This window comes from Vibrio sp. B183 (assembly GCF_000740665.1).
Classification (GTDB): domain Bacteria; phylum Pseudomonadota; class Gammaproteobacteria; order Enterobacterales; family Vibrionaceae; genus Vibrio; species Vibrio coralliilyticus.
The window spans coordinates 26,078-38,418 of sequence record NZ_JPQB01000014.1; the positions used below are offsets into that span (position 1 = coordinate 26,078).

Annotated in this window: 12 protein-coding genes; 5 read left to right on the top strand and 7 right to left on the bottom strand. The window is 43.7% G+C overall.

The window, feature by feature from the left end:
- Window positions 1–8 precede the first annotated feature (8 nt).
- On the top strand, window positions 9–1,640 hold the full coding sequence (locus tag IX95_RS14835; protein ID WP_038161356.1) for an ATP-dependent endonuclease: 1,632 nt from the start codon (window positions 9–11) through the stop codon (window positions 1,638–1,640).
- An 80-nt stretch (window positions 1,641–1,720) separates the two neighbouring features.
- On the opposite strand, the gene IX95_RS14840 is transcribed toward IX95_RS14835, so the two are convergent.
- On the bottom strand, window positions 1,721–2,206 hold the full coding sequence (locus tag IX95_RS14840) for a DUF1097 domain-containing protein (RefSeq protein ID WP_019277010.1): 486 nt from the start codon (window positions 2,204–2,206) through the stop codon (window positions 1,721–1,723).
- 164 nt (window positions 2,207–2,370) lie between these two features.
- The gene (locus IX95_RS14845) at window positions 2,371–3,276 is read right to left on the bottom strand and encodes a LysR substrate-binding domain-containing protein (protein WP_038161360.1); all 906 of its coding nucleotides are present in this window, start codon (window positions 3,274–3,276) and stop codon (window positions 2,371–2,373) included.
- A 225-nt stretch (window positions 3,277–3,501) separates the two neighbouring features.
- On the opposite strand from IX95_RS14845, the gene focA reads away from it, so the two are divergent.
- On the top strand, window positions 3,502–4,956 hold the full coding sequence (focA, locus tag IX95_RS14850) for a formate transporter FocA (RefSeq protein ID WP_038161363.1): 1,455 nt from the start codon (window positions 3,502–3,504) through the stop codon (window positions 4,954–4,956).
- Window positions 4,957–5,041: 85 nt separating this feature from the next.
- Here focA and IX95_RS14855 read toward each other — a convergent pair whose 3' ends face one another.
- The 3 genes from IX95_RS14855 to IX95_RS14865 form a co-directional block, all read right to left on the bottom strand.
- Window positions 5,042–5,611 carry a YceI family protein gene (locus tag IX95_RS14855; RefSeq protein WP_021457131.1) on the bottom strand — a complete coding sequence of 190 codons (570 nt, stop codon included), beginning with the start codon at window positions 5,609–5,611 and terminating at the stop codon, window positions 5,042–5,044.
- On the bottom strand, window positions 5,608–6,147 hold the full coding sequence (locus tag IX95_RS14860) for a cytochrome b (RefSeq protein ID WP_038161367.1): 540 nt from the start codon (window positions 6,145–6,147) through the stop codon (window positions 5,608–5,610). Before IX95_RS14860 ends, IX95_RS14855 begins: the two co-directional genes overlap by 4 nt.
- Before the next feature lie 162 nt (window positions 6,148–6,309).
- Complete coding sequence (locus IX95_RS14865) at window positions 6,310–6,558, bottom strand: DUF2164 domain-containing protein (RefSeq protein WP_021457133.1); 249 nt, start codon at window positions 6,556–6,558, stop codon at window positions 6,310–6,312.
- A gap of 102 nt (window positions 6,559–6,660) precedes the next feature.
- Here IX95_RS14865 and IX95_RS14870 point away from each other — a divergent pair, with 102 nt between their 5' ends.
- The 3 genes from IX95_RS14870 to dcuC all read left to right on the top strand — a co-directional run bounded on the left by IX95_RS14870 (window position 6,661) and on the right by dcuC (window position 9,788).
- Complete coding sequence (locus IX95_RS14870; protein WP_038161370.1) at window positions 6,661–7,296, top strand: hypothetical protein; 636 nt, start codon at window positions 6,661–6,663, stop codon at window positions 7,294–7,296.
- Window positions 7,297–7,387: 91 nt separating this feature from the next.
- Entirely contained in the window at window positions 7,388–8,176 is a 789-nt protein-coding gene (locus IX95_RS14875; RefSeq protein WP_031342936.1) for a lipase family protein, read from the top strand.
- A gap of 244 nt (window positions 8,177–8,420) precedes the next feature.
- Window positions 8,421–9,788, top strand: coding sequence for an anaerobic C4-dicarboxylate transporter DcuC (gene dcuC / locus IX95_RS14880; RefSeq protein ID WP_019276629.1), 1,368 nt, complete (start codon window positions 8,421–8,423; stop codon window positions 9,786–9,788).
- 60 nt (window positions 9,789–9,848) lie between these two features.
- Here dcuC and IX95_RS14885 read toward each other — a convergent pair whose 3' ends face one another.
- Both IX95_RS14885 and narQ read right to left on the bottom strand, forming a co-directional pair.
- Complete coding sequence (locus tag IX95_RS14885) at window positions 9,849–10,481, bottom strand: response regulator (protein WP_006961041.1); 633 nt, start codon at window positions 10,479–10,481, stop codon at window positions 9,849–9,851.
- On the bottom strand, window positions 10,468–12,201 hold the full coding sequence (narQ, locus tag IX95_RS14890) for a nitrate/nitrite two-component system sensor histidine kinase NarQ (protein WP_038161372.1): 1,734 nt from the start codon (window positions 12,199–12,201) through the stop codon (window positions 10,468–10,470). Before narQ ends, IX95_RS14885 begins: the two co-directional genes overlap by 14 nt.
- Window positions 12,202–12,341 lie beyond the last annotated feature (140 nt).

Sequence of the window (12,341 nt, forward strand, 5' to 3'; positions counted from 1 at the left end):
GTCACTTCATGCTGCTAGAGCGGATTGAAATTTCCGGCTTTCGTGGGATCAAACGGCTATCCATCGCTTTTGACGAGCTCACGACCCTAATTGGTGAAAATACCTGGGGCAAATCTTCGCTGTTAGATGCCCTATCGGTCGCCTTGCCTCCTGAAGGCGTACCTTATCAATTTGAGATGACTGACTTTCATGTCGACTACTCAATTGCACACCCTCAAACTCAGCACCTACAAATTGTGATTAGCCTGATTTCTAACGATAGGAACGAAATAAACTCCGGGCGTTATCGCAAAATCAAACCGGTCTGGATTCAAGATGACCAAGGCACTAATAAGATCATTTATCGCTTAAGCGCCAGCCGTGACGGCTATGATGTCACCACACGATACGCTTTTCTCGATCGTGAAGGTAACCCACTTCCCTTACATCATTCAGAAAAGTTAGCGCAAGAGCTCATGACGCTCCACCCTGTCATTCGCCTTAAAGATTCGCGTCGCTTCGAGCGCCCAATCGGCAGCTTGGGTGATACCAATGACCGCATCGAGAAGCGAATCAATAATACCTGCCGGCGTTTAATGGCGATTCCTGGACATGTAAACAAAGGCGAAATGAAAAGTAGCCTGAGCTCTATGAATGTATTGGTTGATCACTACTTTTCATTTAAGTCCAATGCGCGCAAAAACCTTCGCAAGCAAAGAGATGGTATCTTTTTCAGTGGATCCCCAAACAACAAAAGCATCTCTCAAGTTGTAGAGGAAACGAAAAGTAAACAGACTCGACTTCTGTTTATGGGCTTACTCAATGCCTACCTTCAAGCTAAAGGGCCTAACAAGCTTCGCCGCTGTGCCAGACCATTGCTTATTCTCGAAGATCCTGAAGGTCGATTGCATCCAACTCATCTTGCTCGTGCGTGGAGCCTACTTCAGCTTCTTCCCATGCAAAAGATACTCACCACTAACAGTGGAGACCTGCTTGGTCAGGTGCCACTTAACAGTATTCGTCGTTTAGTCCGACAATCAGATCGAACCATCACGACATATCTTCCTGCACAGGGGTTTAGTAAAGACGAACTGAGACGAATTGGATTTCATATCCGCTTCCACCGCTCCGGAGCATTGTTTGCCAGATGCTGGCTATTGGTTGAAGGTGAAACTGAAGTCTGGCTTTTTAATGAGCTTGCTAACCAATGCGGATACAACTTAGCCGCTGAAGGCGTACAAATCATCGAGTTTGCACAATCAGGATTGAAGTCACTGGTTAAGATCGCCAAAGCATTTGGCATCGATTGGCATGTAGTAACTGATGGTGATGCCGCAGGTAAAAAGTACGCGGCAGCCGTTCGTGCTCAGCTAGGGAACGATCAGGAGCGTCATCGTCTTACCGAGTTACCAGATCGAGATATTGAACATTACCTCTATAACAACGGTTTCGAACCCTTCTTTAAAGACATGGTTCGTATACCACTCGACCACCCGATTCCGGCAAAGAAAGTGGTGACCAGAGTACTCAAGAAATTCGCTAAACCTGACTTGGCATTGGCGATCGTTTCTCATTGTGAAGACAGAGGAATGGATTGCATACCAATACTGCTTAGATGGACGTTAAAGCGCGTAGTAACAATGGCTAACGGCAACACATAAAAAAAGCGGCCTAGGCTACTTTAGGTAGTCAAGGCCGCGTATCAAACATCAAACGATACTAATCAATCGGGGGTTCACAATCACGAACGAGTTGGTAACTCGCTGGTAGATTGTGTTTGAGATGACTTCTGATGCAACCATAAGCCGCTTGCTTTCATCAAGTAACCAAACACGCCACCTAAAATCAACGAAGGTACAACAAGCTGCCAGTTACCATCTGCTGCGAAAGTCGCGCAAGAACCAATAAAAGTACCCGGTATATACCCAAGCCAGTTTTGCTTAGCCTGAATACACATCATAAATGCCACGATAGCAGTGATCACATAACCCAGAATTTCTAATGAAGCGTATTGAGAAGCGTGGATGATCACCATCGCCCAAAATACTCCTGTCATGTTGGTGACTAAGCTTTCAGCCAGACCTTTAAGGCCGCTGGTTGGAGACGCAAAATAGCTGGTGCAACCTAAGAAGCCAGCCCATGACAATAAGCCTAATGAGATGGCAATCCACCCCCATAGACCTGAAAGAATTCCCGTAGTTAATGAAATCGCGACAAGTGTGCTCATACCGCCTCGCTAAGTGTGCTTATACACACATCAAAAGTACAAGACGGCATGTTAAGGGTTAAGTAAAAGAAACAAAACGATCTTGATCACAATGAATAAGCAACAAAATGAAATATTAATAATATTTTGTGACGCAAACGTTATTTCAACAGATATTGAAAATATTAAAGTACCGAAGGCTTACCTTTCATCATTCTCAATCCCTCTCGTTTAATACACTCAACGAGGGGGTTTTCCACCATGTCAGCCCGCCATATAAACGATAATGTCCGCTCCATACTCAGTTCAGGGACGTTGAGCGCGACCAACTGCCCGTTCTCAATAAAACGTTCAACGTCAAGATACGGTAAACATGTCAGGTACTGGCCATGTTCCACCATACTACGCAATACGGGGACGTGCTCGTATTCACGCCAAACGTCTAAATCCTCAATTAAATGGTGAATGGAGCTATCAAAAATCTTGCGAGTACCACTACCGTGCTCTCTCAAAACCCACCTTGCCTGCTCTAGCTGTGCAAGGCTCACTGTTTCATGCCTTGCGAAAGGATGATGCGCGGCGGCAACAACGGTTAAATGGTCACGGCACCAGACTTCCTGATGAAGTCGGTTATCATCGCAACGCCCTTCAATGATACCCAGATCATATTTGTAGTCTAAGACGCCTTGCATCACGCTATCGGTACTTTTGACTTTAAGAGAGATCCGCATCTCAGGAAATGAGTTATCAATAATACTGATGAGGTCTGGAACCAAATGTTCCGCAGGTGTTTGACTTGCACCGAGTTTGATGTGGCCACTCAATAGATGCTGTTCGTAAAAGCCCATCTCTATTTGTTGTGCATCCTGTAACAACCGCTTGGCTTTTGGCCTTAACCACATCCCCCAATGCGTTAACGCCATCTGCTTACCTTGGCGTTCGAACAGTGGTCGCCCTAGCATTTTTTCAATCTGAGCCAGTGACATACTGGTTGCCGACTGCGTTAATGCCAGCTTATCTGCGGCCATACTAACACTCCCCATATCTGCGACTGCATCAAATACGGCAAGTTGTTTAAGAGAATATCTCATTAAGCTTCAATCCTTTGCTCAGAGAATAACAACGACTAAAAACGCTTATAAATAAGCAAGTTGTTTCATTTTACGTTGCTCTCAGTCCATATCAACAATTTTGATAAGGTTTTTAAATATTATCAATTTTACGTGTATTCCTGGACACCATAACCTGAATGGGCAGTGAGACATTTTCACTGTAATAACAGGAGGTAATCATGACTAATAAATTCGGGGGCGACGATGGCACAACAAGCTCAGACGAATAATCTCTACTTCTCACCCAGTGAGATGATGGCAGAAGCGGAAAAATTCGCACTCAGTAAAGCCAATAAAACCAGCGGTATGACTTTGGGATTAGCAGTAATGGCTGGAGCCTTTATTGGGCTGGCTTTTCTGTTCTACATTACTGTCACCACAGGCAATACGGAATCTGGCTGGGGGCTAAGCAGACTCGCAGGCGGATTAGCGTTCAGCATGGGGCTGATTCTTATCGTTATCTGTGGTGGCGAGCTCTTTACCAGCTCTGTTCTGTCCAGCATTTCATGGGCTAACAAGCAAATCAGTTTCAGTAAGATGCTATCAATTTGGAGCAAGGTGTATATAGGCAACTTTGTCGGGGCAATGTTACTTCTGTTGATCGTATCCGCTGCTGGCTTATACCAAATGGACCATGGTCAATGGGGGCTAAACGCTCTCAACATTGCTCAACATAAATTGCACCATTCAACAGTCGAAGCTTTCTCACTCGGCGTGCTGTGTAACTTATTGGTGTGTCTCGCTATCTGGCTCACATTCAGTAGTGCCAATGCAATGACTAAGGCGGTGATGACCATCATGCCCGTAGCGATGTTTGTGTCCAGCGGGTTCGAACACTGCGTCGCAAACATGTTCATGGTACCGCTTGGTATCGTTATTCAAAACTTCGCGCCTGAGGCCTTTTGGAGTCAAGTAGGCGCGACCTCTGATCAATACAGTGATCTCAACATTTATCAATTTATTACTGCAAACCTCATCCCAGTAACCTTGGGCAATATCGTCGGCGGTGCAGTATTAGTCGGCCTTGCCAATTGGAGTATCTACCGCAGACCACAACTCAAAGCCGCATCCATTTCCAGTATTACTACAAGCACTAACATTACGTCAGCTAAGGAAACCACCATGAACAACCTATTATTCGTTAAAGACATTATGAACAATGATCCGATCACTTTAACACCTGAAATGACCACTCCCGCGGCCATTGACACTTTGCTAGATAATCATGTGGTAAGTGCACCAGTTGTAGATGCAGAAGAACGCTTGATCGGTTTCTTTTCCGTTCACGATGTCATGGTCGATTTATGGTGTCAGGACTATATCCCAGTTGAAGGTCAAAAAGTCGTGGACTTGATGTCGAGAGATGTTATCGCTATCAGCGTGAACGACAAATTAATTGATGTCGCGGAGTTTCTTTGTATCGACAAAGAGCAACTATACCCAACAACCAGCATTGGAATAGCCACAACGTTTACATCACTCTCACTTGAGGAACGAGCGAAAAGCATCAAGGTTCACAAACCTCATGTATTACCGATTCTAGACAATGGAAAGTTCGTAGGAGTCGTAACAAGAGAAGATGTATTGAAGGCGTTACGCACTATTTATGGTGACAGGGTAACTATCGTAGACAACAGCACACAGCTTGAATCAGCCTAGCGCATTTTGGTCAGGAAATAAGTCGCTTGATCAAAAAGCCCCCGACGCAAGTTGGGGGCTCTTTTATTGTTAAGCAGTAAATGGATTACTTCTTAATACCTTCTACATGAAGTTCCATATCAACGTAGCTAGATGCGCCCATAACTGGAATATTGAAGTCTGCAAGCTCCAGGCGAGTAGAACCTAAGAAACCAGCGCGCTCACCACCCCAAGGGTCTTGACCAGCACCAATGAACTCAGCATCAATAGTAATCGGCTTAGTAACACCGTGTAGGTTTAAGTCACCGTTGACTTCAAGTTTGCCGTTTCCTTTATCGACAACACTTGTGCTTGTGAATGTTGCAGTAGAGAACTTCGACGCGTCAATAAAGTCTGAGCTACGGATATGCTTATCACGCTCAGCATGGTTTGAGTCCAAGCTCGTAGTATCAATTGTTACTTCTACTTTAGATGCACCAATGTTTGCAGGGTCGTAAGAAAAGTCACCTTCAAATGTGTTAAAACGACCTTTGATAAAACTGTAGCCTAAGTGACTTACTTTGAAGTTAACAGATGCGTGAGCACCTTTGTTGTCAATTACGTAGTCCGCTGCGCTTGCACCAAATGGCAATGCCATTGCCATAGCTAGTCCGGTAGCAAATAACGTTTTTTTCATTTCGAAGCTCCTATCATCTTGCGTAGCGTGTTGTCTTTGTTAATCACGTGATGTTTGATCGCAGCCAAAGCATGAACGGCTGCCATTAAAATAAGTGCCCAGGCGGCGTAAAAGTGAATCTCACCAGAAAGATCAGCTTGATTCTCAAATAAAGCGCCAAGCCCAGGAACAGTAAACCAGTTGAAGACGTCAATACCTCTGCCATCTTCGGTAGAAATAAGGTAACCGGAAGCAAAAAGTACAATCAAAACAAGGTACATAGCTAAGTGAACTAACTTTGCGCCTAGAATTTCATACGCTTTACCTTCAACTTTTGGAGAAAGTGTTGTGTGCTTCCAAACAAAGCGAAATAGCGTCAGAGCAGCAAGTAAGATACCCACTGATTTGTGCCAATGCGGAGCGGTTTTATACCATTCACTGTAATAAGTCAGGTCAACCATCCACAGCCCCACAGCAAACATGCCGATAATGACAATTGCTGATATCCAATGGATTCCCCGCGCTACAGGGTTGTAATTCTTTACTTCTGATCTCATTGCGCCAATTCCAAATGTTGAATACTTCTCTTTTTCAACGAGACTATCGTCTCCCCTATTTCTATAACAGATTATTTACCATTCTTTACATTCGGGAAACGGAGCGAATTTGATTAAGTCATTCAAAATTTTTGAAGGAACTTTTTCATCACCTTTAATAACTTAATACTCACTGACTTGTTCAATCTCATAAATCTCGTCAGCAATATCCATCATCTTTCGCTGCATAACCGTCTGTGCATCGGCTAGCCCCTTGTTATAGAATGCAGGACCAAATGCTTCTATTATGAAGTCCATCATAAATTCCGCATCAAACTGACCAATTTCTATATTTAGCTCATCTTCCAAATATCGCAATAAAGCAGATGACATCGCTTGTTTTTGTTGTGATGTAAATTCAATCTTGGACATAAACCCTTAACCATACTCAATATTTTTCGGACTAAGTGTAACTAAATAATACTTTCACATGCTAATCTTCATTGTGTAAATATCGACTTGTGGAGAGAAGTCTTGCTATTAGATGTGCTAATTCAGAGTGTGAATGAATTTCAGGCAGACTGTATGAAGCTGTGTGAAAAACATTATCCGACAATTCACAACAAAGGAATGAGTGAGCACCATCTGAGCTTGGCATTTTCTCGACGTCTATCCCGAACGTTGACCGAATTCGGCCACCACTGCGAATACGTAGCGCTAGAATCTCACTCAAATACGGAACAACCTCATCACTATAGAGTGACATCTGACGCTGGCACGGTTTGGATACTTTCTTCACATTTATTGAGTGCAGGAAGCAATTGTCGGCAAAAATTATTTAAAGCCGTAACAAACTGGCAAGAAGAATACGCTTTCGCTATTCAGCCCAATGATCTTTTGTTATTAATCAGCGATCATTGGATTTCTCGAAACAAGCAGAGCCGAGAGTTACTCCACTGGTGGACGGGGCAATTACCTGATGAAATAGACCAATATAAGTTACAAGGGATCAGCTTATATGAAAGTGAGTCGCAACTTGCTTTTTCATTAGAGCACCACTTTGGCTTAAGCCCCTATTTTGTTAAGTTCACCCACCCTCTTAGACGTTCAACGGATCAGCAGTTGGTTCGCAAGTATATTCAGCTCTACTCTGTTGTGCAGTTGAGCTAACCAACCTCACTCACTGGCACTGATTGTAGTGTCATCGCAATTTCACGTTCTTCGACCATACTCAAACAATGATTCGGTGCGTGAGCTAAGTGTGAAGAAACTAAAACGTTATCAATATGAACGTTACGCCGTTTTATGCAATCTGGCGTACTCTAGAGTCCTCAAACAGACACGATATGGTTTTGCACCTAACGGACAACGCGTTATTGCCAATCGATTTGGAAAACCTATGATGCGCGTGCTCTGGTCCAACGACAGCGAAGAAGTCATTGTGGTTATCAAAGGTTCCCACAATCCTTGGGACTGGATACTCAACCTTGCGTTGTGGAAACGAAGGTGCAAGCAACTTAATCTCAACTACGCCATTCACGCGGGCTACCACTACCTGATATTTCAAGAGAGTCTCCCACTGCATAAGAATGACAAGCTTGGTGCTAGCGTTTATGAGCAACTCTCTTCTGTCCTAGTCCCGCTCATTGAGCAGGGAAAACGTCTAACCTTTACCGGTCATTCTTCAGGAGGAGCGATAGGATGTGTGCTTGCGGATGCGTTTGAGAAACAGTTTCCAAAATCCATCAAACGCGTCGTCACCTTTGGTCAACCATCTATTGGTGGGTATGGATTTAAAAGTCACTATAAGCTCAGTCATAAAACGTATCGTATTTGCTGCGATCTCGATATCGTGACTTTTCTCCCTCCGTTACCTTTGTTTTACTGGCATGTCGGCAAAGTGCTTTGGCTCTATAATGGTCGTATTTATGAGAACACACCGACGTTGATGCGACTGGGCCGATCAATCGGATCCTGGCTAATTCGTCCGTTTTCATACCACTTGATGACCAAATATATTCGTAACAAAGATTTCTTTGACGAAAGATAGGTAAACCCAGCATTTGATATTTCTATCATTTTTAAACATCCTCATATGTCTTTCAAACTATTAATAACATCTAAAACATCAATCCATTACAACATTATTCGCCAATTTTAATGAGTCAATCCATTTATTGTTCTAGATCATCAGAAGTTTAACTAGCACTCGTGCTACAGCATAGTTTTATGTACATTCCTTGTCATAGTTTGAAACAGTTTTTATATAATTTTCATATCTTAAGGTGATATCTATGCTGGAGCTCTTCATTGGGTTAGTCGTCACTGTGGCGGTCGGCTATTTCATTGTTAAAGGTTACAAACCTGCGGGTGTACTTTTAACAGCAGGTGTTTTACTACTTATTCTTACAGGCCTCATTGGCCACACGGTTCTACCATCAAAAATAACCTCGACTGGCAATATGTTTACAGACGCCCTGGAGTACGTGAAATACATGCTCCAATATCGTGGTGGCGGTTTGGGTATGCAAATCATGTTGCTTTGTGGTTTTGCGTCTTACATGACACATATCGGTGCTAATAACGTCGTTGTTAAACAATTTTCTAAGCCTCTTTCTGTCATCAAATCACCTTACGTTCTGCTGGTTGCGGCTTATATCGTTGCGTGTCTCATGTCACTAGCAGTAAGTTCTGCCACTGGTTTGGGCGTTCTGTTGATGGCAACTCTATTCCCAATGATGACCGCAATGGGTATCTCACGCCCAGCAGCGGTAGCGGTGTGTGCGTCCCCAGCCGCGATCATTCTTTCCCCAACTTCGGGCGATGTAGTTATTGCTGCAGAAAAGTCAGGATTGGATTTGGATGTGTTTGCTGTTCAAACCGTTCTACCAGTGTCTATTTGTGCCATTATAGTCATGGCCGCGGCGGCATTCTTTTGGAACAAATATCTGGATAAGAAAGACAACTCACCAATGGAACGCGTTGACGTTTCTGAAATCGAAGTTAATTCCCCAGCGTATTACGCAGTATTGCCGTTTCTACCTATCATTGGCGTTTTTCTGTTCAATGGACGCACCATTCCAGGCCTGAAACTGGACATCTATACCATTGTTGTTTTGTCGATTTTCATTGGCGCACTTGTCGACTTTGTCACTAAACGATTCAAAGGCAAAGAGACGCTAGAGGACTTAGAGTCTTGCTATCAAGGAATGGCTGATGCATTTAAGGGCGTGGTAATGCTGTTAGTTGCGGCTGGTGTATTCGCCCAAGGTCTGATGTCTATTGGAGCAATTGATAACCTGCTTCATCTTGCTGAAACAGCGGGGGCTGGTGGTATTGCGCTCATGCTTATACTAACAGGTTTAACTGTTGCGGCAGCAATCGCGACCGGCTCGGGTAACGCGCCTTTCTATGCGTTTGTAGAGTTGGCACCTGCTCTAGCGGCAAAAATGGGGTTAAACCCGGCCTTTTTGATCATTCCGATGCTTCAGGCTTCAAACTTGGGCCGCACTGTTTCACCTGTGTCTGGTGTGGTAGTTGCGACATCAGGTATGGGTAAAATCAGCCCATTTGAAGTGGTAAAACGTACATCAGTACCCGTTCTATGTGGCTTAATCACGGTTATTTTAGGAACGTTAGTCTTAGTTCCAATGTCAGCATAACCTAGACAAAAATAGTAAGGGCGCTCGTTGAGCGCCTTTTTTGATACTTTCTAAAACCAATTATTTTATTTCGCCGTAACGCTCAAGATACAAAACAGTTGCAGCGGTACGCGATGGAACCTTAAGTTTTTTTAGCAAGCTCTTCATGTGAACCTTCACTGTAGATTCAGAAATGAACAAGCTATCCGCGATTTGTTTGTTCCGATAGCCCTTCGCGACCTCTCTCAAAATCTGCATTTCGCGATCGGTAAGGTCGTCAAACACATCACTTATGTTTTCTCTTTCAGCCAAGTATTTAGCGACTTCTTTGCTATATGCTTTGTTACCTTGTAACGAAGATTTCAACAGCTCGACCAGCTCATCAGGCTCAGTGTCTTTGAGTAGGTAACCATCCGCACCCGCCTTGACGATAGCTTCAATATCACCAGGGCTATCAGAGACTGTCAGGATAACAATGGTAGCGTCACATTCGTCAGCGCGCAGAGCATTGAGAGTATCTAGCCCGGACATGCCTTTCATATTGAGATCCAGTAAGATTAAGTCAGGCTTATGTTCGTGGTTTTGTGCGACTGCATCCGTACCATTGCTGGATTCAGCGACTACAGTGAACTCATCTTCAAAGCTTAATAGCTGATTAATACCTCTTCTCATTAGTGGATGGTCATCCACCAGCAATACTCTACACTCTGTCAATGTTATGTTCCTTAATCTTTGGATATTCTAATAAAATTTCACAGCCAGAATGTAAAGCAGTTATCACTTGTAACTGGCCATTCAGACGCGAAGCTCGCTCCTGCATAATGTTCAAACCGTAGTGGTTTACTTTTTCAACACCCTTGTCAAAACCCACACCATTATCTTTCACTGACACGGTAACGGCGGTGTCGCTCTCGCAGCATCTAATTTCTATCGTTGAAGCTTGCGCATGCTTAATTGCATTGATGGTTGCTTCACGGATTAATTGCAACAAGTGCACTTGTTGGTTTGCATCTAATTCAATTGATGAAAGTTCGTTAATCAGGACGATATTTGATTCCGTTTGTTCTCCCAGTTGCTCCGTCATCTCTTGCAAAGCGTTGCCGAAGCTACCCTCTCTGATTGTCAGTCTGAACGTCGTCAACAGCTCTCTGAGCTGAGTGTACGCGGAAGAAAGACCAGTATCGAGTTCCAACAAGATCGGCTGTGTTTTTTCAAGTTGTGCTGACTCTGGTAATTTACTCATACCACGCTTTAGCAGAGAAACCTGAATTTTTAAATACGACAGTGCTTGAGCCAGTGAATCATGCAATTCGCGCGCTATCGTCGCCCTTTCTTCCATCAGCAATAATTGTTCAGCTTGTCTCTGGGCTTGATTATAGTAAATAGCGCGAGAAATTATCTGGACAAAGTTATCAATCAACGCAGGATCAGGACACGGAAGAACGACCTTCCAATACAAGGTGCCAAGCTCTTGGCCATCAAGGGATAATGTTTTCCGCTGGCAGTCTGAATCACAGTCTGAACATTCCTCACCTTCAGTGAGAGTCAGGGTTTTCTCACCTTTTTCTCTTATCTCTAATCTGACTGCCTTTATACCTTCAAGACTAGCAAGGTGCTGGAGTATCGCTTCAAAGTTTTCTTGGGTGATCCTTGATGCGGTTAACTCCTGAGAAGAGTTATAAAGAACCTGAAGGGAATCATTAGCATGTTGAAGTTTCTGGGTTTTCTCATTGACTGCATGTTCAAGACCACGGTAAAGCTTACCGAGATCCGCAGCCATATTATTAAAAGTACGGGTCAGAATACCCATTTCGTTATCGCTCGAGACATTGAGAGATACATCAAATGAGCGAGACTGTATCTGCTCGCTTGCCGTCACCAGGGCATTAAGAGGCTTAACGATTTGCTTGCGGATGTAATGAACGACAAAAATGCTGACAATCAGTATCCCACCTAAGCCCATACCGCCAGCCCAAGCCAGCTTGATCAACTTTTGTTCAGAGAAGCTTTGCAGTTTAAACACAAAGGCGTCAATTTGATTAACAAAACCTGCTACAAGAATGAGATATCGTTCTCTGTCATGACTACCGAGTACTTCCTTGAGTTCATGCCATCGGATAATCAAACGGTAATAGTCGTGCGTTATGTCTTCAGGAACTGTCCAGCTCTGAAGCGCTTTCATGGAAGGTGAGTATATCGAGCGCTCAAACATCTCTATATGCGCCGCATAGTCGACTGACATGATCTGAATGTCGTGCGCTAGCCGGTAACTTTGCATACGCATTGAACCTGCAACGTTCACTGCTTCCGCGTCATTTAAACTCGACGCTAAGGTAATGATCGCAAAGCTAGTTGTTGCTATCGATAACGACAAAATGAGCACCATCGCTTTCGCAATCGTACTCGTCACCGATTTCTTCACACTTTTAAACACTCACTCTCCTGCACACGCCTTTTGGCGCCATATCACTATTTATAGTTTTATATATTGACGAAGACAATATCTGATCAAATGTTCCGGAATTTATTGATCTAAAACAAGAAGCACCTCTATTTAACCCCTAAGGGGTATTT

What these genes read in the sequence shown, in the direction of transcription:
- IX95_RS14860 (WP_038161367.1), bottom strand. Translation starts at nt 6,147, where the DNA reads ATGAGATCAGAAGTAAAGAATTACAACCCTGTAGCGCGGGGAATCCAT.
- IX95_RS14845 (WP_038161360.1), bottom strand. Translation starts at nt 3,276, where the DNA reads ATGAGATATTCTCTTAAACAACTTGCCGTATTTGATGCAGTCGCAGAT.
- dcuC (WP_019276629.1), top strand. Translation starts at nt 8,421, where the DNA reads ATGCTGGAGCTCTTCATTGGGTTAGTCGTCACTGTGGCGGTCGGCTAT.
- IX95_RS14840 (WP_019277010.1), bottom strand. Translation starts at nt 2,206, where the DNA reads ATGAGCACACTTGTCGCGATTTCATTAACTACGGGAATTCTTTCAGGT.
- IX95_RS14835 (WP_038161356.1), top strand. Translation starts at nt 9, where the DNA reads ATGCTGCTAGAGCGGATTGAAATTTCCGGCTTTCGTGGGATCAAACGG.
- IX95_RS14855 (WP_021457131.1), bottom strand. Translation starts at nt 5,611, where the DNA reads ATGAAAAAAACGTTATTTGCTACCGGACTAGCTATGGCAATGGCATTG.
- IX95_RS14865 (WP_021457133.1), bottom strand. Translation starts at nt 6,558, where the DNA reads ATGTCCAAGATTGAATTTACATCACAACAAAAACAAGCGATGTCATCT.
- focA (WP_038161363.1), top strand. Translation starts at nt 3,502, where the DNA reads ATGGCACAACAAGCTCAGACGAATAATCTCTACTTCTCACCCAGTGAG.